We start from the raw sequence: 24,013 nt of genomic DNA, 5'->3' as shown, positions 1-24,013 counted from the left end.
TATCTTCAAGTCCATCATCTATTAAACTTAGGAGAAATCAAAAGAATAATTATAAGCGTTATAACACCTATTAAAACTATAGTCCCTCCCGGTTTTAAACCTAAATAAAATGAGAGCACAAGTCCACTCATAGTAAACAACATCCCAAAAATTGACGATAAGACAAGAGTTTTGAAATACCCCATTCTAAACTTCATAGCACAAGCCACAGGTATAACCATCAACGAAGATATTATAAGTATCCCCACAGTCCTTGCAGAAACTGAAATTGTTATAGCAATTAACATCATAAAGATTGTGTTTACAAGTCCTACATTTATCCCCGAAAGCCTTGCACTGGTCTCGTCAAAAGAAATGTGCATCAAGTCCTTATAAAAATATATAAAAGTTAAAAATACCACCGCTCCAACTGCAACGATAAGTGCAAATTCATCATTGGGAATTGCAATTATACTCCCAAATAAAAACCCTTCAAAGTTTGCCGAACGAGTTAAAAATCCCGATAATATTGAGGATAATCCTATACCGGTTGACATTATAATCGCAGTTGAAATCTCTTGATAACTTGGAAATTTCTTTCTTATAAATTCCATTAAAAGAGCAGCTATAACACACACTATAAGTGCTCCCAAGGTCATGTTGATTCCCAATACAAAACCCATAAGCACTCCAGCTAAAGAAACGTGAGAAAGTGCATCTCCTATCATGGATATTTTTTTATTTACAACAACTATTCCCATAAAAGGAATTATGATTGAAACTATAAATCCCACTATCAAAGCACGATTCATATAACCATACTCAAATATCTCCATCTGCCCTCACCTGTCCATCTTCCACAATATACACTCTGTCCAAATAATCTTTAACCAAGTCCAACTCATGTGTAATTATCAAAATAGTTATGCCGTGCATCTTGTTTATATGGTGAAGCAAACTATATAATTTACCCTTTGTATTGTGGTCTATTCCATTTGTAGGTTCATCTAAAATCAAAAACTTAGGATACGTTATAAGTGCTTTTGCAATCAAAACTCTCTGTCTCTGCCCGCCTGAAAGTTCTGAATATAATACATCCACCTTCTCTGCAATTCCCACAAGTTTTAAAATTTCTTCTATCCTATCATTCTCTGCCTTGGTAAGTTTCCCACGTCTCTTTAGCGGTAGCGAAAGTAGTTCTCTAACAGTTATTGGGAAATTATAACTCGAACCCACTCCCAACTGCGGAACATATCCGACGTCTCTAAATCCATTTTCTAAATTAAAATCTATTGAACCGCTATCAGGGCGCAACTCACCTAATATAAGTTTTACAAAAGTAGTCTTACCTGCTCCATTAGAACCAACGAGGGCGATAAATTCGCCCCCGTTAATTGTTAAGTCTATATTTTTTAAAACTTTTTCTTTGTTATAACCAAAATCTAAATTCTTTATTTCAAGTAATTTCAACTTAAAGCCTCAACTAATTTTTCAAGATTTGCTCTCATAACTGAAACATATTCATCCCCATTTTTGATTTCTTCTTCAGAAAGTCCTTCAAGTGGATTCAATCTAACAGTTTTAGCGCCTGTTTCTGATGAAATTGTATCAGCTATCTTAGTATCAAGCAACTCTTCTGTAAATATAGTGTTGATATTTTTTTCTTTCACAAGTTGAATTATTTCTTTCATTGTCTTTGCATCTGGTTCAGTTTCTGCTTCAATTCCTGTTATACCAAATTGTTCTAAACCATAGTCTGCCACAAGATATCCATAAGCTTCGTGAGATACTACAATTGTCTTGTTTGGAACTTCTGCAAGCTTTGCCTTATAGTCTGCATCTAATTGCTTAAACTCTTCTGAATACTTAGCTAAGTTTTCTTTATAGTAATCAGCATTTGCAGGGTCAGCTTCTGAAAGTGCAGTTGTAATATTTTCCAATTCTTTTATTGCTCTTGTTGGAGATAACCAAACGTGTGGGTCATAAGCTCCGTGATCATGTTCATGTTCATGAGCATGTTCATGTTCTGCCGCCTCATTGTGATGTTCGTTGTGTTCATGATTGTGTTCAGCTGCTTCATGTTCATTGTCATGATTGTGGTTGTGCTCTGCCGCTTCATGTTCTTCATCATGGTGGTGAGTGTTAGCTATTAAGTCCACACCTTCTGTAGCTTCAACAATCTTTAAATTTTCATTCTTTACAGATTCTGTAACTTTGTCTACCCAAGATTCAAGACCTGCTCCAGAATATACAAACACATCTGCGCCTTCAAGGTCTTTTAAAAGTTGTTGGTCAGGTTCCCATCCGTGAGGTTCTTCTCCATTTGGAATCACTGACTTAAGTTCTATCTTGTCTCCACCAATCTTGTTTACAAAATCATAAACAGGATATACAGATGCATACACTTTAATCTTTCCGGAAGCATCTTCAACCTGTTTATCTCCAGCCACATTCTTATTACTGCAAGCTGCCAACACAACAAGTGCCATTGCAACTAATAGATGCTTAATTTTTTTCATCTATTTTCTACTCCTCCTAAAATTAATTATTATTCTTAAGTTATAGTATACCCTTTTTTGTCGAAAATAAAGTCAAATACTATTTTTCTTCTAAAAATGTTATACTTATTAGAGATGGAGGTTTATTATGGAAAAATTATTAATTGAACATGGCTTCAGAGCTACTAAAGCCCGCATGGAAATTTTAAATATCCTAAATGATAGTTCTGTGCCTCTCTCTGCAGAAGAGTTGATTTCAAAAATAAATAGAGATATAGTTTCCGGCTCCAGTGTCTATAGAATTTTAAGTGAACTTGAAAGGCCTGGCATACTTAAAAAGACACTTCGTCAAAATGGACTCAACTACTATACCCTTCACGACTCACACGAACACTATATCGTATGCTCTAAGTGTGGAAAGGTAGTTCAACTTGAACGTTGCCCAATTTCTTCTTATGAAGATAATATTGCAAACACTACCGGGTTCAAAGTTACAGGACATATTCTTGAACTAAAGGGGATTTGTCCGAACTGCCAAGAATAAAAGTAAACGTTCAATAAAAAACAAACTCCTGAGTTCGCATCTCAAAGAGCTTGTTTTTTATTATTTTATTTTACATACATTCCGCCAGGAGTTGTACTTAAGTTTATCAAAATATTTTTTATTTGAGTGTAGTGGTCTAAGATAACTTTGTGAGTTTCACGACCTATTCCAGACTCTTTATATCCACCAAATGGCGCACCAGCTGGGAAAGTATTATATGTGTTAATCCATATTCTACCAGTTCTAACTCCAGTGGCAACTCTCATGGCTTTGTTGATGTCTTGTGTGAATACACCACCTCCAAGACCATAGTCTGAATCATTTGCCATTCTTATCAAATCTTCTTCATCTTTAAATTTAATAATTACTCCAACCGGTCCGAAAATTTCTTCTCTTGCAACTCTCATTTCGTTAGTTACCTCGCCAAGCAATGTTGGTTCCATGAACACTCCATCACCTTTAATTTTATTTCCACCAGTTAGAACCTTAGCTCCTTCTTGTTGTCCTATTTCAACATAATTTAAAATCTTATTAAGTTGACCCGGGCTTGATTGAGCACCCATTTGTGTTTCAGGATCAAGAGGGTCTCCAACCTTAACTTTCTTAAATGCCTCAACAACTTTTTCCACAAACTTATCATAGAAACTTTCTTGTACAAATATTCTTGAACCTGCTGAACAAACTTGTCCTTGGTTAAATAGTATTCCTAATTGAACACCTTCAAGAGCTAAGTCCATGTCTGCATCTTCAAAGAAGATATTTGCACTCTTTCCACCAAGTTCAAGAGTTGCCGGAATAATTCTCTCTGCTGCCGCAATTCCTATTCCTCTACCAACTTCAGTTGAGCCTGTGAAAGCAAGTTTATCAAGTCCTTTATGGTGTTGTAGATACTCTCCACTCTTAGAACCAGAACCTGTTACTATGTTGATTACACCAGCCGGCACTATATCTTGAATCAATTCCATAAGAGCAAGCACAGATAGAGAAGTACTGCTTGATGGTTTTAAAATAGTTACATCACCAGCTGCTAAAACTGGCGCCAACTTCCAAGCTGCCATCAAGAACGGGAAATTCCAAGGAACGATTTGTCCCACAACTCCGATAGGCTCGTGTAGAATTAAGTTCAATGTGTTCTTATCCAACATTTGAGCTGTACCTTCTTGCATTCTCGCCGTTGCTGCAAAATATCTAAAGTGATCTGCAGCCAAAAGTATATCCGCTCCCTTAGTTTCTCTAATTGGCTTACCATTGTCCATAGACTCTATAGTTGCCAAGTAGTCTGCATTTTCTTCTATTACATCTGCTATTTTATTTAATAGTGCTTGTCTTTCTGTAGCTGTAGAATCTTTAAAAGTTTCAAAAGCTTTCTTAGCAGCCTCAACAGCACTGTCCACATCTTCATTTGTCGCTTGAGGAATCTTAGATAAAACTTCTCCAGTTGCCGGATTAAAAGTTTCTAACCATTGTCCGTCTGAAGCCTCTTTCCATTCCCCACCTATAAACATCCTATATTGTTCTTTTATTTTAAAAGACATTTCATCACCCTTTTTCTATTAATTTAATTAAAATATTTTCTTCCTTTTCAATCTATACCCCTTGTATTTTATAAAAAACACACTAAAAAAAGAGATTTTTTTAACAATCTCTTTTTCATATAGCTATTAAATTATTCAGTCTTAGGTAAAATTATTTTTATTGTTGTTCCAACTCCAACTTCACTTTGCACTTCAATATCTCCGTCCAAATTCTTGACTATGTGTTTCACAATTGAAAGCCCAAGCCCAGTGCCACCGCTCTTCTTGTTGCGTGACTTGTCAACTCTATAGAACCTCTCAAAAATTCTCTTTAAGCTTTCCTCGTCAATTCCTATTCCGGAGTCTTTAACAGTAAACTCAACAGCTCTTCCCACTTTCATCTCGACATCAACTATGCCATCTTCAACATTGTACTTAATTGAGTTCTCTATAATATTTGCCAGCATTTCCCAAACCATTGTCATATTGGATTTAAATATTCCATCTCCGCTAATCTTTAGTGCTACGGACTTTTCACTCGCTATTGGTTCAAAATATTCTCTTAACCTCTGTTCCAACTCTTTTAAATCTACCCTGTCCTCTGCAACTTGCACATTGGATTCAAGTTTTGAAATCTTGATTATCTCGTCAATCAAGCTGAGCAGTCTCTTCGATTCGCCATAAATTCTGTCGTAAATCTCTTTTCTGTCCTTATCATCTGTTATCATGCCCGCATTTAAGAGTTCCGCAAAGCCATAAATTGAAGTCAATGGAGTTCTCAACTCATGAGACACGTTGGCTGAAAATTCCTCTCTTACTTTTTCCGCCTCAATCCTCTTTGTTTCGTCTATCAAAAGTAGTACAGCTCCATTTATCTTGCCTTCATAGTACACAGGATTGGAGTAGTACTTGATATATCTATCTTGACATTCCATCCTTCCTTCCGAATAAACCCCCATGTAACAATCTTCAATAGCCTTAACTATCTCGCTATTTCTTGTTACATATAAAATACTCTTGCTCACAGAATCCTGATCTGTTTCGAGAATCTTCGCCGCTTCCGAATTGAGCATCAAGATTCTTCTCTTTTCGTCAAGTATCAAAAGACCTTCTTTCATACCACCCAAGATTGTATTTATTGTATCTCTTTGGCGCTCGACTTCATTTATCTCTCTTACCTTGGCGTCGTTTAGCCTATTAAATAATTTTTCTAAAGGGTATATCTCCGGCGCATCTTTTAGAGCTTCTAAGTTCTCTGTCTTTTCATAAGCATTTATAGGATTCATGACCTTTGTCACAGCTCTCTTTGTAACAAACTTAGTGAGTATAAACACACAGCCAAATGCTAAAAAGTTTATCGGCAACAAGTGTATAAGCACTCCCAAGAGGCTGCTTTTCACAGTGCTAACTCCAAGTAATGAACCATCTTCTAACTTTCTAACCAACTCATACTCGGTCTTAGCCATGTCCACATGGTTTGTATTTTTTCCAACTTCCAAACTAAAATTTTCACTTTTTGCAGAATCGTAGCTTTTTGTTCCCGAAATATATCTTATTCTTAAACCCTTAAACTTACCACTCAATTCTGTAATATATCCAAATTTATCCACTTTGTTTGAAAGTTCCTGCTCAATTACAGAACTAAAAGTGGATAGAGTTTTGTATTGACTATCGTTGTAATCTACAAAATATATAATTGAGGAGGCGATAAAAATAATAACGAAGGAAAAAATCGCAACAATTCTCAAATATTTTCGAATGTGCCTATCCATTTTTATCTCCTATTTTTATTTTATATCCCACACCTCTTACAGTATGTATAAGTTCTCTCTTCTCTCCAAGTTTTTCTCTTAATAACTTTATGTGCATGTCTACAGTTCGAGTTTCGCCCTCATAGTCATATCCCCACACAGAGTTTAAAAGCATCTCCCTCGACAAGACAATCCCAACATTGCTTAACATATACTTTAAAAGTTCAAATTCTTTATATGTCAAAAGAATAGCTTCTCCATCAATCATCACCTGTCTTCTCAAAAGATCCATGCTAATCCCCTCGAATTCTATCTTGTCCTCTGCTTTCTTTTCACTCTTAGTTCTTCGTAAAAGTGCATTCACTCTTGAAAGCAATTCCAAAACAGAAAAAGGCTTTGTCATATAGTCATCTGCTCCAAGGTCTAATGAGCTTACAATATCATACTCAGAAGTCTTTGCAGTGAGCATCATCACAGGTATATCAACAGTAGTGCTGTTTTGTTTTAATTTCTTTAGAATTTCAGTCCCATCCATATCCGGCAACATTATATCTAACAAAATTAAATCAGGTACAACTTTAGAGAGTTCAGCAAAGAACTCCCTACCATTTTCAAAACCCTTACAGTTGTAATTTTTAGATTTTAATGCATATTCAATTAATTTTTGTATAGAACTATCATCTTCTACAATATATATCAACATATTACGCCTCTGTTGGAAATCCCTCTATGGCAAATATTATCCATCTTGAAATATTAACAGCATGGTCTGCAATTCTCTCAAGATACTTTGTAATCATAATCAAGTCAATTATTCGCTCAGCATCTAAGGATTCATTCTTTATCAACTTTACAAATTCCGCTCTAACTTCAATAAAATATTCGTCCACTATGTCATCATCTTTAGAGACACTACGAGCTATTTCAATATCTCTCTTTACATAAGCATCTATGCTCTTATGCACCATGGCAATTGTAGCCTTTGCCATTTGCTTGATAACATCCACAGAAAATACTTTGTCCGTATCTTTAAAATACTTACACAACTCTGCGATGTCTCGGGCTTGGTCGCCTATTCTCTCCATGTCCGTAATCATCTTTAGAGTTGCAGAAATCCATCTCAAATCTGTGGCAACCGGCTGTTGCTCTAAAAACAATCTCAAACAATGATCTTGTATTTTAGTCTCCAACCTATCTGTTTCTTCTTCATACTCAAAAACTTCTTTAATACTTTCCTTATCCACTTCAAAGATTAAATTTACAGCCTTGTCTATCGCCTTTTCAGCTATCATACTCATCTGCAACATTTCATCATTTAATAGATTAAGTTCTTCATCAAATCTCTTACGCACTATATCACCCAAACCTTCCTGTTATATAATCTTCCGTTCTCTTATCTCTTGGATTGGAGAAAATTTCATAAGTATCTCCAAACTCCACAACTTCTCCATTTAAGAAAAATGCAGTTTTGTCTGAAACCCTTGAGGCCTGTTGCATATTGTGCGTTACCATGATGATAGTATAATCTTTTTTCAATTCAAGGACAAGGTCCTCTATCTTCCCAGTGGAAATAGGATCAAGCGCAGACGTAGGTTCGTCCATCAATATTACATCCGGCTCCACAGCAAGACATCTCGCTATGCAAAGCCTTTGTTGTTGCCCTCCGGAAATCGAAAGAGCATTTTTATTTAAATCATTTTTCACTTCGTCCCATATTGCAGCAGCCTTTAAAGATTTTTCAACAATCCCGTCTAAAGTACTCTTGTCAGTTATTCCATGAGTTTTAGGCCCGTAAGCTATGTTGTTATAAATTGACATTGGAAATGGATTTGGTGATTGGAACACCATCCCCACTCTCTTTCTAAGAGCATTTATTTCGTATGAATTTATATCTTTCCCATCAAGAGCTATCCTGCCCTCGATTCTACAACCCTCCACCAAATCATTCATTCTATTTAAACACTTTATGGTAGTTGATTTGCCGCATCCGGAAGGCCCTATAAAAGCAGTTATCTCATTAGATCCTATTTCCATATTTATTCCCTTTAATGCTTTAAAATCACCATAGTATAGATTTAAATTTTCTATATCAAAACGTGTCAACTCTTAACCTCCATAAATTTACTTGCTATTTTATTTGAAACAAAATTAATTAAAAGCACTATCAAAAGTAGTACAGTCGCTGTTGCATAAGCCTCTCCCACGTGCATCCCTTCAGAGGAGAGCATATACACATGAAGCGCCAAAGTTCTCGAAGAGGAAAATAGACCTGTCGGCATCTTTGTCGCAGTTCCAAGAGTGAACATAAGACAAGCAGTCTCTCCCACTACACGTCCTGTAGCAAGCACTATGCCCGAAATAATCCCAGGCATTGCAACTGGAAGTACAATCTTAAAAATTGTTCTGAGCTTTCCCGCTCCAAGTGCAAATGACGCAAATCTTATACTGTTGTTGACAGCTTTCAAAGCCTCTTCTGTCGAACGTATTATCAAAGGTAAAATCATAATTGCAACTGTGCAAACTCCAGATAGAATTGAAAAACCAAACCCAAGCCAAACGGAGAAAAACATCATTCCAAATAATCCATACACTATTGATGGAATACCTTGTAGAGTTTCAGCCGCAAGTCTTATGACTTCCACAACCTTTGAACCGCTCTTTGCATATTCCACTAAATATATCGCCGTAAAAACTCCTATTGGTGCTGCCACGAGAATCGCAAGCGCCACGACTATAAGAGTGGTTATAATGGCAGGTAGCATGGACACATTTTCAGAAGTGTATTCCATTGCAAAAAGAGATGGTTTTATATAAGGTAGCCCTTTTGAAAGTACATATTCCACTATCAGCACCAAACTTCCGAAAGTAAAAATAACTGAAAGTGTTGTAAAAAATCTATAAGGACTCAACATATTTTTAGACTTTAAAAATATAGCAGTTCCTATGAGAATTGTTGCCAATATAATTAATATCCAAAGTTTAGTGCTCATAGTCTTTCGCTCCTCTTCTTAAAAATCCAAAAAGTAAAGTTTATTATAAGGATGAATATAAATAGGACACATGCAGTTGCTATTAGAGCCTCTCTGTGCATTCCTGATGCATATCCCATTTCCATTACAATGTTAGTAGTTAGTGTTCTAATTCCCTTGAAGATGTCAAATGTAAGACGTGTTTGATTTCCAGCAACCAATATCACAGCCATTGTCTCCCCTATTGCACGACCTATCCCAAGAATTATTCCGGCGAAAATTCCGCTCTTAGCCGCCGGCATCAAAACTTTCATAACAGTTCTTTCGTGAGTTGCTCCGAGTGCAATGCTTCCTGTGTAGTAAGAATACGGAACAGAACGTATTGCATTTTCAGAAATAGAAATTATAGTCGGAAGTATCATTATCAAGAGAAGAATAGAAGCAGTTAAAATGCTCATTCCTGTTCCGCCAAACAAATCTTTCATCTTTGGAACTATAAAAGTCAGCGCAAAGAAACCATAGATTATAGACGGAATTCCCGCCATTAGATTTAGAGCTGGCTTTAAAATTTTGTATAGCCACTTCGGGCAGTCACAAGCCAAAAAAGTTGCCGTAAAGACAGCTATCGGCACTGCTAACGCACTCGAAATCAAAGTTGCCATCACAGAGCCCATCACCATTGAAAAAATTCCAAATGAAGCTGGTTTGTTCATAGGTGCCCATTTAGAGTTAAATAAAAAATCTTTTATCCCTACTTCTCTAAATAAATTTATTCCGCCACTAAATATAAAATATGAAATTAAAAGAATGAATATTACAGATAACATAGCACTGAGTAAAAAGAGGTATCTTGCGATACTCTCTTTAAACTCTTGCTGACTTTTAACTTTGTATACTACTTTATTTTCCATTTACCTCAGTCCAATCAGTTAATTTACCATTGAATATATCTCTTACTTGTTCCATAGTGATGTCAGAAGTTTCATTTGCCTTGTTTACTATCACAGCTATTCCGTCCATTGCTATAACTTCTTTTTTAACTTGCTTTGCTTCATCTTCCTTAAGCTCTCTTGAAGACATTCCTATTTGAGCAGAACCGTCTATCGCAGCTTGAATACCTGATGATGAACCTGTTGCTTGGATATCAGCTTTGAATTCAGTATTGTGTGCCTTGTAAGCCTCAACTAATTTTTCCATAAGTGGTGCAACAGAAGTTGAACCAGCGATTGTGATGCTTGCAGTGTTGTTTGTAGCTTGATAAGGTTGCACTTCTTTGTTTGCAACGTATCCCGCTTCTTCAACCACCTTTTGTCCCTCAGCAGATGCCATAAATTTTAAGAAGTCTTCCACTTCAGGTGTGATGTCTTTGTAAACCACGTTAAATGGTCTTGCAATTGGATAAGAACCATTGGTAATATCCTCAGCACTTGCCTCAACTCCACCGATTTTTAAAGCCTTTATAGTGTCGTTAACTGATCCAAGAGAAATATATCCTATGGCACTTTCGTCATTTGCAGTTGCTGTCATAACTGCGTCAGTAGAATTTTGTATAACCGCTTCAGGAGAAGTTAAATCAGTTTCATTTCCATCTGCATCTTTTTCTATCAATCCCACAATTTCAGTAAAAGCTCCTCTTGTTCCAGAACCATCTTCCCTTGAAATGACGTCGATAGCTCCCAAAACAGATTCTTTTGATTCCTCTGCAGTGTTTTTTGGGTTGTTGCCACATGCCACAAGTCCAATTGTAAAACTCACTACACAAACCATAACAAATAATTTCTTAAATACTTTACTAAACATTGAATTCATCCTTTCTAAAGTTCCTGTTTTTTATTACACGCTCATTATATTGTCCGATTGTAAAGTTATTAGCATCAGATTGTAAAGTTTATGTAAAATAATATGCACTTTAAAAATTTTGATAATTTTATGTCGAATGATATAATACAAATGGTAAAATTGATAAAAGAGGTAAGAAATGACATTACAACAACTTAGATATATAATACAAGTCGCTCATACTGGCTCAATTCACACAGCGGCTCAAGAATTATTTATAACACAACCTACTCTTTCCAAATCCATCATGGAACTTGAAAAAGAAATGGGCATCACAATATTTTACAGAACAAACCGTGGCGTCAGCTTAACTGATGATGGTACAAAATTTTTATCCTATGCAAAACAAGTTATAGAACAAGCAGACCTCTTAGAAGGACAATATAAATCCGAAAAATCAGTTAAGAGAATATTTGCCGTCGCTTCACAACACTACGCCTTTGTTGTAAATGCATTTGTTAAATTAGTTAAATTGCTTGGTAAAGATGAATATGAATTTTCTCTAAAAGAGCTTAAAACTTTTGAAATTATAGAAGACATTCGCACAAGACGTAGCGAAGTCGGAATACTATATCTAAGTGACTTTAACAGAGAAATTTTAAAGAGAAGTTTCGTTGCAAACGACTTGAAATTTGAACGACTATTTAAAGCAAGACCCCATGTGTTCTTCAGTAAAAACCATCCGCTTGCAAACAGAACTTCAGTAACCTTAAAAGACCTTGAAGACTACCCAAGATTTACCTATGACCAAGGCCTTAACAACTCTTTCTATTATGCAGAAGAGTTGCACTCAATAGAATACGCAAGAAAATCCATAGTAGTAACAGATAGAGCCACTCTGTTCAATCTTTTAATCGGTCTTGATGGATACACTATTTCATCTGGAATACTATCTCGAGAACTAAACGGAGACGATATAGTTGCCATACCTCTTGAAAGCGAAGAAGCCATGGAGCTTGTCTATATATATAGATCCGACAATCCAATATCAGAAATCGGCAAGACCTATATAGACATTTTAAAGCACTATGTAGAGCAATATAAAATAAACGAAAACTATTAATCCGCTTTTAATTTATAATCTCTTGGGTATAAGTCAAATGATAAACTCATACTTTTAGGAGGTCGTTATGGAAGTTAAAAGAGGACAAAACTGTTATTATATAGGCGAAAGCGAACAAGACTACAAGGGAATCTTAACATACGTTGAAAGAGACGGAAAAATAGACGCAGAGCATACAATAGTAAAACCTGAATTCGGCGGACAAGGTTTAGCCGGAGAATTAGTTAAAAAACTTATTGAAGATGCAAGAGCTGAAAACAAAAAGATAATTCCAACTTGTTCATACGTCAACAAAAAACTAAGCGCTACAGAATTTGACGACATCAGAGCATAACAAAACTAAGTTCCTTAAATTTATTTTGAGGAACTTTTTTTACAAGAGTAAAAGCGCATTGATGATTTTTGATAGACACGCGAATCTAAAATATAAATATGGAAACTGACACTTTTGGTGCAGAGGATATTTTGTAGATACCGTGGGAAAAAATGAAAAGAAGATAAGGGAATACATAAGAAATCAGCTTGAAGAAGATTATGCTAAAGATCAAATCAGTATGAAAGAATACTTGGATCCTTTTACTGGAGAAAAAATAGAGAAATAGAGAAAAAGTCACTTTGAGTGGCAACAGTGATAGTGATGCGATAGTTAAATTCAATACCACTTCAGGGTAAGCAAGAGATAACCCTTCTAGGATGTGGAAAATTGTAGGGTACGCACGAGCAACGCGAAGCCGTAGCGTTTTGTAGGGGTGGCAAGAGTGTAGCGAAGCCCGCCCGTGATACAGTTCGTGTGCGATGCAATTCACAATTCCCAAATCAATTGTTGGGTTATCAATTCCAACCCCAACATTCCATCATCACCTTTGGCTTTCGTCTGGTTCGTGCTACGACGGGCGGGCCTCATTCCATTCGTGCCGCCCCTACGATTTTGTGTTACAAACGAGGCGACCTGTCGCTCCCCGTACAATATTAAATAAAAAATAGGGCGGAATAATCCGTCCCACTACTCACCTTTCTATTTCCAATTCAAAAACTTGTACAAATACTTTACACCGGCAAGTCCAAGCGCTGTTCCGAGTCCAGAATAAAACACCGCAATAAAAACTTCCGACACCAAACTATAAACTCTCAAACTAATTCCCATGGTCATCATAAATGCCATGATTATAAATGATTTCAAATCAAAAAACACCCAAAAATTGCGCTTTTCACCAATCATATTTTCAATTCTAACAACATTCTTGTCCACCATCTTTTTGAAAATCATGTTCCAAAAAATCATAAACACAAAAATACTTCCAATAACATTTACAACAGAAATATAATTTCGGTAAGCCTCTATTCCTATTTTCAAAACATTAAACCCAGCCATAATCCAAACTATGGCTGAAATCAAAACCAAACTTCTCTTTCCTACTTTCATAACCCAACTCCTAAATACATTTAACTGTACGAGTATATACCCAATTACACAAAAAAAGAGCAACATCAGTTGCCCTTTTCTTGATAAGTGAGTTTATTTAGTTAGTTGTATTTTAACTTCTCTCTTTGCTCCATCCCATTCAATGTTCTTGTTGTCGCCCTTGTTTCCAGTTGTCATTCCAAGTGCTTTACCAATTTCAGAAATTGGAAGCATTGTTCTGCCTTGTTTAATTTCAGGGTCTACACTGAATGTGTTCTTAATACCATCTACATAAAATTCTCTTGAATCTATATTGATGATTACCACTTTCTTGCCATCTGTGAAAGTTGCAAGTCTTGTTGTATCATTAAAAGTTACATTATATCCCAAAGCTTGAGCTACAAATCTGATTGGTAGCATTGTTCTGCCTTCTTTGATATATGCTTCAACATCCATAGTTGTTGTTGTAGTTACTCCGTCTTTTGTTGTTGTCAATCTCTTGTCGCCTATTGCTAAGTTTACAACGTAGTTGTAAGTGTCTTTCTTAGATTCTCCAGCTACTTTATAAGTTGTGCTGTTTTCTCTTAGGTTTGAGTAGTTAGCTGTAACTTTGATTTCTTCGCCAGCTTTTAGGTTTCTGTTTAAACTGATGTTGAAATCTCCATTATAGTATGCTGTTCCACTTCCAAGTCTGATTCCCTTAGAGTCATATACTGCAACTGTTGCATATCCGTTAACTCCACTTCCCTTTACAACGCTTGTTCCTGCTGTTGCTTGAGTGATTCTTGGTGCATATGCATAGTTGTTGTAATATCCGTTGTTATATCCATCAGTATAAGCTCTGTTTAAATAGTATTTATCTGAATATTTTCCATCTAATTCAGCTTGTAGATAGTAATCAGATAAATCATAGTATCCATAACCATTGTTATATCCGTTGTTATATCCATTTGTGTAAACTACAGTATTATTTCTATTGTATACATACTTATTAAAGTTTATAGTATAGTATCCTCTAGAATCAGAATATGCAGAACCTAAATATTCTCCATTGTTATATGCTTGAACATAAGTGTTTGCAGTTGTATAACCTGATACATATCTATCTCCATAAGAACTTATTGAAGCTGTTCCATTGTATCCGTTATATCTGTAGTCGCCAAATCTATAATTTATTGTATAGTCACCATATTTATCTGCTTTTACATAGTCAATACTTCTTCCATTTCTATATAGAGTTACAATTGCAAAAGGATTGGTTCTTCCTGTAACTTTGTTATAATATACAGTTGGTCTGTTTAAGTATACTGATGTTGGTGCAGGAGTTGGTTTTACTGTTTTCTTTTCAAGTTTTACTTTTTCAAGAGTTTCTTTTGCTGTAGTATACTCTTGTGCTGTCTTGTCAGCTTTATAAATACCTTCAGCTGTTTCTATTGCAGTTTTTAATTTATTTATAGACTCTTGAGTATAAACATCTGTAGTCGCTGTCTTTAAACTACCGTTAGCTATATCTATAGCTGATTTTAATTCAGCTTTAGCTTTTTCTTTAGCAGCTTTTTCTTGTTTTTCTTGTTCTGCTTTGTTAATTACTGCTTCAGCTTCTGATATTTTTCTATTAGATTCATCTATTATATTTTGTTGTTCTTTTACAACTTTTTCTTGTTTATCTTTTTCCTTATAAGCTTCTAATAAAGCTTTTTGAGCTTCATCGTATTCTGCAGTTCCTTCTTTAATTTTACTCTTTTCTTCAATTATGGCCGTTTGTCTCTTTATTTCTTCTTTTGCTGTAACAATAGCAGCTTCTGCTTTTTGTTTTGCGGCTTCTGCTTTTTGTTTTTGTTCTTTAGCTTCTTCCTCTGTCATCTCTTTTGCCGGTGCAGCTGGTGCAGCAGCTAATACTTTATTAAGCCCTAAGTCTAAATTTGTAAAATTAGCTTTTACTGGTGCAGCTACTGCAAGTGTAAATGCTAATGCAACTGATGTAACTCTTCTTTTATTAATTTTATTCATACATTTCCTCCTTTTAGGTGTATACAACTCTCACTTATATCTTATTTCAAAGTATACCCCTAAATGCTTAAAATTTCCAGTAAATTCCATTTTTTTAACATTTGTAACATGAATTTAATATTTCTTTTACAATAGTTTAATTTTTATAAATTATTTTCCAATTGTCTCCATAAATCTCGTAGGGGCGGCAAGAGCGCAGCGAAGCCCGCCCGTTCAAATATAATGAAATTCATATTTTTTTTAATATTTTTGGGTTATAATTTTCAGCACAAATGTTTCAACAACGCCTTTGCCTGTCTTTTGATTTGGGCTACAGCGGGACGGCCTCACATTCGTTCGTGCGTCCCCTACGGATATATTTTCCGCCTTACATTTTACTGAAATTCTTATTTATTAATCACCAATTCCAACACAATTTTTTCAACAACACCTTTGGTTGCCTTTTGGTTCGGGCTACAACGGGACGGCCTCACATTCGTTCGTGCGTCCCCTACGATTTTGTAAATTCTATTTAATTTTACATTTTATAAATTGTTTTGTTTAATAATTTTCAACACAAATCTTTCAACAACATCTTTGGCTGTCTTTTGGTTTGGGCTACAACGGGACGGCCTCACATTCGTTCGTGCGTGTCCTACGGTTTTTGTAAATTTTATTTGAATTATAAATCGTCTTCTATTACACTGCTCTTTGCATAGGCTGAAACTTTTGCTTCGAAAAAGTCTGTCTTTACCATGTTTGGATCTGAATACTCACTCACCCAAGCCATACTCTCCGGCTCTTTTTCAAATCCAGGATAGATTATTCCAAATCCTAGTCCCTTACTTCTAAGGTTTCCAAGATATTTTATATAGCTTCTAATCATATCCATGCTAAGGCCTTTTACATTGTTTCCAATTGCATATTCTGCCCACTTGATTTCTTCTTCAACACCTCTTATTATCATCTCTCTATACACTTCAATTTTCTCTTCTGTGAATAGTTGAGGTTCTTCTTTTTTGAGTTCTAAGATTATGCTTCTAAACAACCAAAGGTGTGAATTTTCATCTCTGTTGATGTATCTTATCTCTTGTACTGTGCCCGGCATCTTGCCTATTCTTCCAAGCGAATAGAAAAACATAAATCCTGAATAGAAGTAAATTCCCTCAAGCACATAGTTTGCAACCAATGTCTTGGCCAAGTTATCAGCTGTTCTATCATAGTAGAAGTCGTTGTACTGGTCTCCGATAAATTTATTTCTCGCAAGAAGTATCGGGTCATCTTTCCATTGGTAGAGTATTTCAGTTCTCTCTTCCGGTGAACAAATGGTATCTAATATATATCCATAGCTTTGAGAGTGAATGGATTCTTGATATGTTTGAATGTTCAGACACAAATTCACTTCGTTTGCTGTTATAAATTCAGACAAGTTCGGCAAGTTTGCTGATTGTAGAGAGTCTAAAAACACAAGGAAAGAAAGTATCTTGTCATAAGCTGTCTTTTCGGTTGCGTCTAGCTTTCTGTAGTCCTTTATATCTTGTGTCATGTTTATCTCTTCCGGAATCCAGAAGTTGTTCATGGCAAGTCTGTACCAGTCTGAAACCCATGAGTACTTCATATTGTTGAAGTCATTTAAGTTAGTAGTATTACCATTTATCATTCTTCTCTTGGAGAGTTCTATATCTCCTCTTTCGTTAAAAAGGGCCTTTCTCTTTACTTCCATTTCTCCTCCTTAAGCGCTACAGCTGTCGCACTCTTCGACTTCTAACGACTTACTTCTGATATAGTAAAGTGTCTTTACTTCTTCTTCACAAGCTTGTATATACAAGTTCAAAATTCGTTTCATTGTGTACTCTGTGGTTATATATAGGTTCACTGATTGGGATTGGTCGAGATGTCTTTGTCTTATCCCCGCTGATTTCACTACCCAAGTTTGGTCTATTTCGTGAGCGTTTTCATATAGCCAGAATGTTTGGGCACTAAGCGATGGTGCAACTCTTGGAACTATTTGACCTTTCTTTTCTTCAAGGAAGTATCTCATCATAACAGGGTCTATGGCAGCAGTTGTGCCGGCGATTATAGACGTTGAACCTGTTGGAGCAACTGCCATCAGATAGGCATTTCTCATTCCCTTTGCAACTTCTTTTCTAAGCGCTTCCCATCTATCTGAATTGTAATTTCTCTTTTCAAAATATGCGCCAGTTTGCCAGTCTGAACCTTCAAAGTATTGGTAGCTTCCCTTTTCTTTTGCAATTTCTGAAGATGCTTTAACTACATAGTAGTTTATATTCTCATAGAGCTCGTCTGCAAATTTTAAATGTTCTTCGCTTTGGAACATAATTCCCTGTTTTACCATTGCATGGTGGTACCCACTTGTCCCAAGCCCTATTGCTCTATATCTTCCGTTTGTAATCTCTGCGTATTCGATAGGGTAGTAGTTCAAATCTATTACATTATCCAGCGCTCTTACCACTGTTGTAACTACATCTTCAAGTTCTTTTTGGTCTGTTATGTCTATATTCCCAAGCACTAATGATGCAAGATTACATACTACAAAATCTCCCGGCTTGGTTGTTGTCACAACTACTGTATCTCCGTTCACTTCCACAATTTCTTTTGAAACTGATTCAATTTCTGATGTGTTTTGAGCAATTTCTGTGCAAAGATTTGATGAGTATATAACTCCCTTGTGTGGGTTTGGATTGTATTTATTTACTATATCTCTGTTAAAGACAAATGGTGTGCCTGTTTCGACTGTAGATTTTATTATAAGCCTTACCATATCCTTTACGCTCATAACTCTCTTTTCTATTCTGTCGTCTTCAATACACTCTTTGTATTTTTCAACCCATTCATCACCGAAGTAGTCTTCGAGTGCATATCCTCTATACGTCAAAATTTCGTGAGGACACATCATATACCAATTTGCATCTATATCATTCTTTGCAAGTTGCCAGAAATAGTTTGGGAAACAAACTGCCGGGAACACGTCATGCGCCTTCATTCTATCGTCGCCGTTGTTGGTTCTGATTTGTAAGAACTCTGGTATATCCTTGTGCCATACGTCTAAATACACAGCACAAGCGCCTTGTCTCATGCCGAGTTGGTCTACTGCCACTGCTGTATCATTAGCAAGTCTTATCCAACGGATTACGCCTCCTGCAACGCCTTTAAATCCTCTAATGTCTGAACCCATTGCTCTAACTTTTCCAAAGTATAACCCCATTCCTCCACCGTGTTTTGAAACTTGTGAGAAATTGGTTATTGAACGGTATATTCCGTCCAAGCTATCAGGTACAGTGTCTATAAAGCAAGATGATAGTTGGTGGAAAGGCTTACGTGCGTTGGACATGGTTGGAGTTGCCATGGTAACTTTTAAGTTTGAAAGTATGTCATAGAATTTCTTTGCCCAGTAGACTTTTTCTTTTTCTTTCATTGCAAGGTGCATTGAAATCCCCATAAACATCTCTTGCACTTTTTCAAGCACAACGCCATTTCCGCTCTTTATAAGGTATCTCTTATATACCAGTTCAAGTCCTGAGTAGTTGAACAACTCGTCTCTCTCCGGCTTGATATAGCTTTCCAATTCTTCGATTTCATCGCTTGAATAGTGTTCAAGCATATATTTTCCATATAGTTTTTCTTTTGTAAGTAGCTTAATTTTATCGTTAAAGCTATATATATCGTGTTTGTTACATTCTATATCTATGTTTCTATTTATGTTGAAGCTTAAAAATCTTCCTGCAATGTACTCCCATTTTGGTGCGTCTTTTGAAGTCAGTTCACTTGCCGCCTTTATAAGTGAGTTTACTATATCTCCAAAGCTCATATTTTCTTTTGCGAATGAGCTGAACTTAGTGTATAGATTGCCAAGCTCATAGACGTCTTCTTTAAAGTCTTTTTGAATTTTCTTCATGACTTCCATAAGTTCTGGATCGTCGAAGTATTCTGCAAAGTCCTCTAAAACTTTTCTCATCTTATGGTGTGAGGCTCTGTATAAAATGTATGATTTAACCACTGTATAGTAGTTATGTTCGATTAGTGTTATCTCAACTAAGTCTTGAATTTCTTCCACTGTCACCACATGGTCTTTAGGAAAATTATTTTCAGCCTTTGTTTGAACGTCTGTTGCCATCTGTTCTAATATCTCTTCTTTATACGGCTTAGAAACTGAGATAAATGCCTTTTCTATTGCTCTTTTTATCTTTTGCGAATCGAACTCTACCGTCTTTCCACTTCTCTTTATTATTATCATTTCTACTCCTAAATCTTTTTCATCAATAGATTAAATATACCCATAAAGACTCCATTTTAAAGTTTACTCTTCCGCCCAGTCAAAAGCTCTCGAAACTGCTTTACGCCATAGTTTCAACTTGTTTTCTCTCACTTCTGCTGCCATATTAGGTATAAAATTTTTATCTATATTAAATTTTTCAGAGATTTCGTCTATGGAACTAAACATTCCCACTCCAAGCGCCGCCAAAAATGCCGCACCTCTAACTGTGGATTCTATATCTTTCGGTCTGACTACTTCTCTATCTATAATGTCTGCTTGGAACTGCATTAAAAAGTCATTTGCACTCGCTCCACCGTCCACTTTTAATATCTTTAGCGCTCCCAAATCTTCTTCCATAGCTTTTAGTACATCATTTGAAAGGTATGCCATAGACTCTAAAGTCGCTCTCACCAAGTGCGCCTTTTTCACACTTCTTGTCAATCCGCAGATGGTTCCTCTTGCATATTGGTTCCAATACGGAGCGCCAAGTCCTGTGAAAGCCGGCACAACATAACAACCTTCTGTATCGCTCACCTTGTTTGCCAAGTATTCTGAATCTTCTGCTGAATCTATAAGTTTTAAATCGTCTCTTAACCACTGGATTGAAGAACCTGCTATAAGTATTGAACCCTCCAGTGCATAAGTTATCTTTCCGTCGATTCCCCAAGCAATTGTAGAAACCAATCCGTTTTTAGATTCAACTTTCTTATCGCCTGTGTTCATCAACAAGAAAGCTCCCGTTCCGTAAGTATTCTTTGCTTCTGCCTTTTTAAAACAACCTTGTCCAAAGAGAGCTGCTTGTTGGTCTCCAACTGCGGATGCTATTTTTATCTCTTCGCCGAAGAATTCTCTCGCCGTCTCTCCGTAAACTTCTGCCGTTTCCTTTACTTCTGGCAACATACTCTTTGGTATGTCCATTAGTTTTAAAAGCTCATCATCCCATTCGAGTGTGTTTATATTGTATAGCATTGTTCTGGAAGCGTTGGAATAGTCTGTTACATGCACACCTTTTGTCAATTTCCAAATCAAAAATGTGTCCACAGTTCCAAACAACAGCTCGCCTCTCTCTGCTCGCTCTCTCGCTCCGCTCACATTATCCAATATCCATTTTATTTTTGTGGCTGAAAAATATGCGTCTACTTCAAGACCTGTCTTTTTATATATTTCATCTCTATAGCCCACTTCTCTAAGTGAGTCGCAATATTTTGACGTACGTCTACACTGCCAGACAATTGCATTGTATATAACTTCTCCGGTCTGTCTGTCCCACACAATTGTAGTTTCACGTTGGTTTGTTATACCTATCGCTGCAATGTCGTTCGCATTTATATTCATCTTAGCCATCGCTTCTACTGCTGTTCCAAGTTGAGTTGAAAATATTTCATTCGGGTCTTCTTCCACCCAACCTGGCTTTGGAAAAATTTGCTTTAGTTCTTTTTGAGCTGATGATATTATGTTAAATTCGCTATCGAATATTAAAGTTCTGCAACTTGTAGTTCCTGAATCAAATGCCATTATATATTTTTTCATGAGCACCCTCCTGTTTAAATTTTAGCATATTTAGAATTTATTTTTCCGCCAATTTAAACAATCACTCCCAATTTGCAAATAAAAAAAGACCCGACTTTCGTCAGGTCAATCTCTCTTAAAATGCTGGAACTATTGCTCCCTCAAATTTTTCTTCTATTACTTTCTTAGCTGCATCTGAGTTTAGCACTTCAATAAGTTTCTTAATTTTTTCTTGTCCTTCTTCACCTGTTCTAACTGCAACTATGTTTGCATAAGGTGAGTCGCCAGCTTCTAATAGCATTGCATCTTTTGCTGGTGTAAGTCCGGCTCCAAGTGCATAGTTTGCATTGATGATTGCAATTTCTGCGTCCTTATATGTGTTAGGAATGTTTTGTGCTTCCATTGCCACAAATTTTAAATTCTTTTCATTTTCAACTATGTCTGCCTCAGTTGAAAGAAGGTTTGTATTGTCTTTTAATTTAATAAGTCCAACTTGTTCAAGAAGAAGTAGTGCTCTTCCGCCATTTGTAGCATCGTTAGGAATTAAAACTTCTCCACCGTCTTTAATCTCTTCAATAGACTTAACTTTGTCTGAATAAATTCCCATTGGTTCAATGTGTACACTTCCTATTGAAGTAAGGTCTAAATTATTTTGCTTTTTAAACTCTTCAAGGTATGGTCCATGTTGGAAGAAGTTTGCATCTAAGTCTCCTGCCGCCAATTGTTCATTTGGTTGGATATAGTCATCAAAGATTACAGCTTCAACTTCTATTCCAGCTTCTTTAAATTGTGTTTGAAGTGCTTCTATAATTTCTGCGTGAGGTGTTGGTGAAACACCAATTTTAATTGTAGTTTCTGATGCTTCTGTCTTTGTTGCCTCTGGGCTATTTGCCGCTTGGTTTGTCTTTTGCGCTCCATTTCCACAACCTACAAGCGCTAACGAAAGTCCTAATATTGCTAATACTTTTTTCATGATTCCCCCCTACTTTTTATCAATCTTATTTTCTAAATATGTTCCTACAAATTGTATTATCTGAACAAGAGCCACTATCAGTATTACTGCCACCCATAGTATTTCATATCTCTTGTATGAATAGCCATATCTAACGGCAACTTCTCCGAGTCCACCGCCTCCAATAGCACCCGCCATTGCTGAATAACCAATTATATTTATAATCACCATTGTTATGCCGTTTATTATTTGAGGCATAGCTTCTGGAATTAAAACCTTTTTAATGATTTGGCTGTTTGTTGAGCCCATTGACTTCGCCGCTTCAAGTATACCCTTATCCACTTGTGCAAGGTATCCTTCCATAAGTCTACCGAAAAATGGTATTGCTGAAACTGCAAGTGGAATTATAGTTGCCGCGGTACCGTAGGCCTTGCCCACTATAATCCTCATCAACGGTATCAATATCAACATCAAAATTATGAATGGTATTGACCTAAAAAAATTCACTAAAGAATCCAATACTGAATACAGTTTTTGGTTTTCCTTTAGACCTTCCGGTCTTGTGAGTGTGAGTATTATTCCAAGCGGCATTCCAAGCAAAACAGCTATTGCAGATGAAGCAAACACCAATATCAACGTCTGTGGTATTGCCGGAGCCACTATTTTCCAAACTTCTGATACAAACTCCATTACAACACCTCCACACTTACTTTGGAATTTTTAAGATACTTTATCGCCTTGTCTACTTCTTGGTCTTCTCCTGTAATCTCAATTGTCAAATAACCCATTGCTCCCTCTGTAAGTTTATTTACATTGGCAGAGATTATATTGAAATATACATTGTATTCTTTTAGACACTTAGATAAAATCGGCTCTGCTAAATTTTCTCCGTCATACACAAGTCTTAAAATAGTTCCCTTGAACTCACTTGCCACAATTTCCTCTGCAACGTCTAAGTGTTGTATAAAGGATCTTGTCAAAGCAGTCTTTGGATTTTTGAAAAGCTGTTCTGTTTCATTTTCTTCCACTATCTTTCCGTGGTCCATAACCGCAATTCTATCGCATATATCTTGAGCCACTTCCATCTGGTGGGTTATCATGACTATCGTCATCTTGTATGTTGCTACAACTTTTTTTAACAGTTCTAAAATCACTTTGGTATTGGCTGGGTCAAGAGCTGAGGTTCCCTCGTCGGATAATAGTATCTTTGGATTGGTCGCTATACTTCTTGCTATTGCAACTCTCTGTTTTTGTCCTCCAGATAACTCTGACGGATATGCATTTTTCTTTTCTTCAAGGTCTATGAATTTTAACAGTTCATTTACCCTCTCGTCTATTTTGTCTTTTGAAACATTTGATATTTCAAGTGGATAAGCTATGTTTTGGTAAACTGTCTTTTGCATAAACAAGTTGAAGTTTTGGAATATCATTCCTATTTGTCTTCTCTCTTCCAACAATTCCTTTTCAGACAAATCAAGTATGTTCTTTCCATCTACTATAATCTCTCCTGAAGTTGGCTCTTCAAGTCTGTTTAGACATCTCACCAAGGTACTCTTACCTGCACCCGATAATCCTATTATTCCGTATATCTGACCTCTTTCAACCGAAAAGCTTACATTGTCTACCGCTTTAAATTCGGCTCCATCTAATTTAAACTCTTTGATTAAATTTTTTACCTCTATCATTTGCTCCTCCAGTACCTCTCATGTATGTAAAAAGTATAATTTT

Annotated in this window: 22 protein-coding genes and 1 pseudogene; 4 read left to right on the top strand and 19 right to left on the bottom strand. The window is 36.2% G+C overall.

Annotated features, from left to right (window positions below; genetic code table 11):
• Positions 1-14: 14 nt before the first annotated feature.
• From B8869_RS09795 to B8869_RS09785, 3 genes are read right to left on the bottom strand one after another with little or no spacing between them, the layout of a single operon-like run.
• The gene (locus tag B8869_RS09795) at positions 15-815 is read right to left on the bottom strand and encodes a metal ABC transporter permease (RefSeq protein ID WP_084231438.1); all 801 of its coding nucleotides are present in this window, start codon (positions 813-815) and stop codon (positions 15-17) included.
• A complete protein-coding gene (locus tag B8869_RS09790; protein ID WP_084231437.1) occupies positions 802-1,449 on the bottom strand; it encodes a metal ABC transporter ATP-binding protein in 648 nt (215 codons plus the stop codon). The genes B8869_RS09795 and B8869_RS09790 overlap by 14 nt, the downstream gene beginning before the upstream one ends.
• Complete coding sequence (locus B8869_RS09785) at positions 1,446-2,498, bottom strand: metal ABC transporter substrate-binding protein (RefSeq protein ID WP_084231436.1); 1,053 nt, start codon at positions 2,496-2,498, stop codon at positions 1,446-1,448. Before B8869_RS09785 ends, B8869_RS09790 begins: the two co-directional genes overlap by 4 nt.
• Positions 2,499-2,625: 127 nt before the next feature.
• On the opposite strand from B8869_RS09785, the gene B8869_RS09780 reads away from it, so the two are divergent.
• Positions 2,626-3,021, top strand: coding sequence for a Fur family transcriptional regulator (locus B8869_RS09780; RefSeq protein ID WP_084231435.1), 396 nt, complete (start codon positions 2,626-2,628; stop codon positions 3,019-3,021).
• A gap of 65 nt (positions 3,022-3,086) precedes the next feature.
• On the opposite strand, the gene B8869_RS09775 is transcribed toward B8869_RS09780, so the two are convergent.
• From B8869_RS09775 to B8869_RS09740, 8 genes are all read right to left on the bottom strand, one after another.
• Positions 3,087-4,556 (bottom strand): aldehyde dehydrogenase family protein, encoded by a 1,470-nt coding sequence (locus B8869_RS09775; protein ID WP_084231434.1) that lies wholly within the window; start codon positions 4,554-4,556, stop codon positions 3,087-3,089.
• A 131-nt stretch (positions 4,557-4,687) separates the two neighbouring features.
• Positions 4,688-6,307 carry a sensor histidine kinase gene (locus tag B8869_RS09770; protein WP_084231433.1) on the bottom strand — a complete coding sequence of 540 codons (1,620 nt, stop codon included), beginning with the start codon at positions 6,305-6,307 and terminating at the stop codon, positions 4,688-4,690.
• Positions 6,300-6,989 (bottom strand): response regulator transcription factor, encoded by a 690-nt coding sequence (locus B8869_RS09765; protein ID WP_084231432.1) that lies wholly within the window; start codon positions 6,987-6,989, stop codon positions 6,300-6,302. The genes B8869_RS09770 and B8869_RS09765 overlap by 8 nt, the downstream gene beginning before the upstream one ends.
• Before the next feature lies 1 nt (position 6,990).
• On the bottom strand, positions 6,991-7,638 hold the full coding sequence (gene phoU / locus B8869_RS09760) for a phosphate signaling complex protein PhoU (protein WP_084231456.1): 648 nt from the start codon (positions 7,636-7,638) through the stop codon (positions 6,991-6,993).
• A gap of 4 nt (positions 7,639-7,642) precedes the next feature.
• Positions 7,643-8,389 carry a phosphate ABC transporter ATP-binding protein PstB gene (gene pstB / locus B8869_RS09755; RefSeq protein ID WP_084231431.1) on the bottom strand — a complete coding sequence of 249 codons (747 nt, stop codon included), beginning with the start codon at positions 8,387-8,389 and terminating at the stop codon, positions 7,643-7,645.
• On the bottom strand, positions 8,386-9,276 hold the full coding sequence (gene pstA, locus B8869_RS09750) for a phosphate ABC transporter permease PstA (RefSeq protein ID WP_200806001.1): 891 nt from the start codon (positions 9,274-9,276) through the stop codon (positions 8,386-8,388). The genes pstB and pstA overlap by 4 nt, the downstream gene beginning before the upstream one ends.
• Positions 9,273-10,166 (bottom strand): phosphate ABC transporter permease subunit PstC, encoded by an 894-nt coding sequence (gene pstC, locus B8869_RS09745; RefSeq protein WP_084231430.1) that lies wholly within the window; start codon positions 10,164-10,166, stop codon positions 9,273-9,275. Before pstC ends, pstA begins: the two co-directional genes overlap by 4 nt.
• Positions 10,156-11,055 carry a substrate-binding domain-containing protein gene (locus B8869_RS09740; RefSeq protein WP_200806000.1) on the bottom strand — a complete coding sequence of 300 codons (900 nt, stop codon included), beginning with the start codon at positions 11,053-11,055 and terminating at the stop codon, positions 10,156-10,158. Before B8869_RS09740 ends, pstC begins: the two co-directional genes overlap by 11 nt.
• A 178-nt stretch (positions 11,056-11,233) precedes the next feature.
• On the opposite strand from B8869_RS09740, the gene B8869_RS09735 reads away from it, so the two are divergent.
• From B8869_RS09735 to B8869_RS09725, 3 genes and pseudogenes are all read left to right on the top strand, one after another.
• Positions 11,234-12,157 carry a LysR family transcriptional regulator gene (locus tag B8869_RS09735; protein WP_084231428.1) on the top strand — a complete coding sequence of 308 codons (924 nt, stop codon included), beginning with the start codon at positions 11,234-11,236 and terminating at the stop codon, positions 12,155-12,157.
• A gap of 67 nt (positions 12,158-12,224) precedes the next feature.
• Positions 12,225-12,491 (top strand): GNAT family N-acetyltransferase, encoded by a 267-nt coding sequence (locus B8869_RS09730; protein WP_084231427.1) that lies wholly within the window; start codon positions 12,225-12,227, stop codon positions 12,489-12,491.
• A gap of 37 nt (positions 12,492-12,528) precedes the next feature.
• Positions 12,529-12,759 (top strand): annotated as a pseudogene (locus B8869_RS09725) (transposase); the annotation flags it as partial.
• A gap of 413 nt (positions 12,760-13,172) precedes the next feature.
• On the opposite strand, the gene B8869_RS09720 reads toward B8869_RS09725, so the two are convergent.
• The 8 genes from B8869_RS09720 to B8869_RS09685 form a co-directional block, all read right to left on the bottom strand.
• Entirely contained in the window at positions 13,173-13,580 is a 408-nt protein-coding gene (locus B8869_RS09720; RefSeq protein WP_084231426.1) for a hypothetical protein, read from the bottom strand.
• 93 nt (positions 13,581-13,673) lie between these two features.
• Positions 13,674-15,569 carry a stalk domain-containing protein gene (locus tag B8869_RS09715; RefSeq protein WP_084231425.1) on the bottom strand — a complete coding sequence of 632 codons (1,896 nt, stop codon included), beginning with the start codon at positions 15,567-15,569 and terminating at the stop codon, positions 13,674-13,676.
• Between the two features lie 661 nt (positions 15,570-16,230).
• Positions 16,231-17,271, bottom strand: a complete 1,041-nt coding sequence (locus B8869_RS09710; protein ID WP_084231424.1) for a ribonucleotide-diphosphate reductase subunit beta — start codon at positions 17,269-17,271, stop codon at positions 16,231-16,233.
• Between the two features lie 9 nt (positions 17,272-17,280).
• Entirely contained in the window at positions 17,281-19,803 is a 2,523-nt protein-coding gene (locus B8869_RS09705) for a ribonucleoside-diphosphate reductase subunit alpha (protein ID WP_084231423.1), read from the bottom strand.
• 63 nt (positions 19,804-19,866) lie between these two features.
• Positions 19,867-21,354 (bottom strand): glycerol kinase GlpK, encoded by a 1,488-nt coding sequence (gene glpK, locus B8869_RS09700; RefSeq protein WP_084231422.1) that lies wholly within the window; start codon positions 21,352-21,354, stop codon positions 19,867-19,869.
• Positions 21,355-21,469: 115 nt separating this feature from the next.
• A complete protein-coding gene (locus B8869_RS09695) occupies positions 21,470-22,306 on the bottom strand; it encodes a MetQ/NlpA family ABC transporter substrate-binding protein (protein WP_084231421.1) in 837 nt (278 codons plus the stop codon).
• A gap of 9 nt (positions 22,307-22,315) precedes the next feature.
• Positions 22,316-22,975 carry a methionine ABC transporter permease gene (locus B8869_RS09690; protein ID WP_084231420.1) on the bottom strand — a complete coding sequence of 220 codons (660 nt, stop codon included), beginning with the start codon at positions 22,973-22,975 and terminating at the stop codon, positions 22,316-22,318.
• On the bottom strand, positions 22,975-23,970 hold the full coding sequence (locus tag B8869_RS09685; protein ID WP_084231419.1) for a methionine ABC transporter ATP-binding protein: 996 nt from the start codon (positions 23,968-23,970) through the stop codon (positions 22,975-22,977). The genes B8869_RS09690 and B8869_RS09685 overlap by 1 nt, the downstream gene beginning before the upstream one ends.
• Positions 23,971-24,013: the final 43 nt, after the last annotated feature.

It is taken from the genome of Peptoniphilus asaccharolyticus DSM 20463 (assembly GCF_900176115.1).
Classification (GTDB): domain Bacteria; phylum Bacillota; class Clostridia; order Tissierellales; family Peptoniphilaceae; genus Peptoniphilus; species Peptoniphilus asaccharolyticus.
Note: the sequence above shows the minus strand (reverse complement) of the source record. Positions and strands in the feature narration are given on the sequence as shown.

Bases quoted from the DNA above. Each gene is read 5' to 3' on its own strand.
- B8869_RS09715 (WP_084231425.1), bottom strand. From the start codon at position 15,569: ATGAATAAAATTAATAAAAGAAGAGTTACATCAGTTGCATTAGCATTT.
- B8869_RS09685 (WP_084231419.1), bottom strand. From the start codon at position 23,970: ATGATAGAGGTAAAAAATTTAATCAAAGAGTTTAAATTAGATGGAGCC.
- B8869_RS09795 (WP_084231438.1), bottom strand. From the start codon at position 815: ATGGAGATATTTGAGTATGGTTATATGAATCGTGCTTTGATAGTGGGA.
- B8869_RS09775 (WP_084231434.1), bottom strand. From the start codon at position 4,556: ATGTCTTTTAAAATAAAAGAACAATATAGGATGTTTATAGGTGGGGAA.
- B8869_RS09785 (WP_084231436.1), bottom strand. From the start codon at position 2,498: ATGAAAAAAATTAAGCATCTATTAGTTGCAATGGCACTTGTTGTGTTG.
- B8869_RS09770 (WP_084231433.1), bottom strand. From the start codon at position 6,307: ATGGATAGGCACATTCGAAAATATTTGAGAATTGTTGCGATTTTTTCC.
- B8869_RS09690 (WP_084231420.1), bottom strand. From the start codon at position 22,975: ATGGAGTTTGTATCAGAAGTTTGGAAAATAGTGGCTCCGGCAATACCA.
- glpK (WP_084231422.1), bottom strand. From the start codon at position 21,354: ATGAAAAAATATATAATGGCATTTGATTCAGGAACTACAAGTTGCAGA.
- pstA (WP_200806001.1), bottom strand. From the start codon at position 9,276: ATGAGCACTAAACTTTGGATATTAATTATATTGGCAACAATTCTCATA.
- B8869_RS09735 (WP_084231428.1), top strand. From the start codon at position 11,234: ATGACATTACAACAACTTAGATATATAATACAAGTCGCTCATACTGGC.
- B8869_RS09780 (WP_084231435.1), top strand. From the start codon at position 2,626: ATGGAAAAATTATTAATTGAACATGGCTTCAGAGCTACTAAAGCCCGC.
- B8869_RS09710 (WP_084231424.1), bottom strand. From the start codon at position 17,271: ATGGAAGTAAAGAGAAAGGCCCTTTTTAACGAAAGAGGAGATATAGAA.
- B8869_RS09730 (WP_084231427.1), top strand. From the start codon at position 12,225: ATGGAAGTTAAAAGAGGACAAAACTGTTATTATATAGGCGAAAGCGAA.
- B8869_RS09765 (WP_084231432.1), bottom strand. From the start codon at position 6,989: ATGTTGATATATATTGTAGAAGATGATAGTTCTATACAAAAATTAATT.
- B8869_RS09720 (WP_084231426.1), bottom strand. From the start codon at position 13,580: ATGAAAGTAGGAAAGAGAAGTTTGGTTTTGATTTCAGCCATAGTTTGG.
- B8869_RS09740 (WP_200806000.1), bottom strand. From the start codon at position 11,055: ATGTTTAGTAAAGTATTTAAGAAATTATTTGTTATGGTTTGTGTAGTG.
- pstC (WP_084231430.1), bottom strand. From the start codon at position 10,166: ATGGAAAATAAAGTAGTATACAAAGTTAAAAGTCAGCAAGAGTTTAAA.
- B8869_RS09695 (WP_084231421.1), bottom strand. From the start codon at position 22,306: ATGAAAAAAGTATTAGCAATATTAGGACTTTCGTTAGCGCTTGTAGGT.
- B8869_RS09705 (WP_084231423.1), bottom strand. From the start codon at position 19,803: ATGATAATAATAAAGAGAAGTGGAAAGACGGTAGAGTTCGATTCGCAA.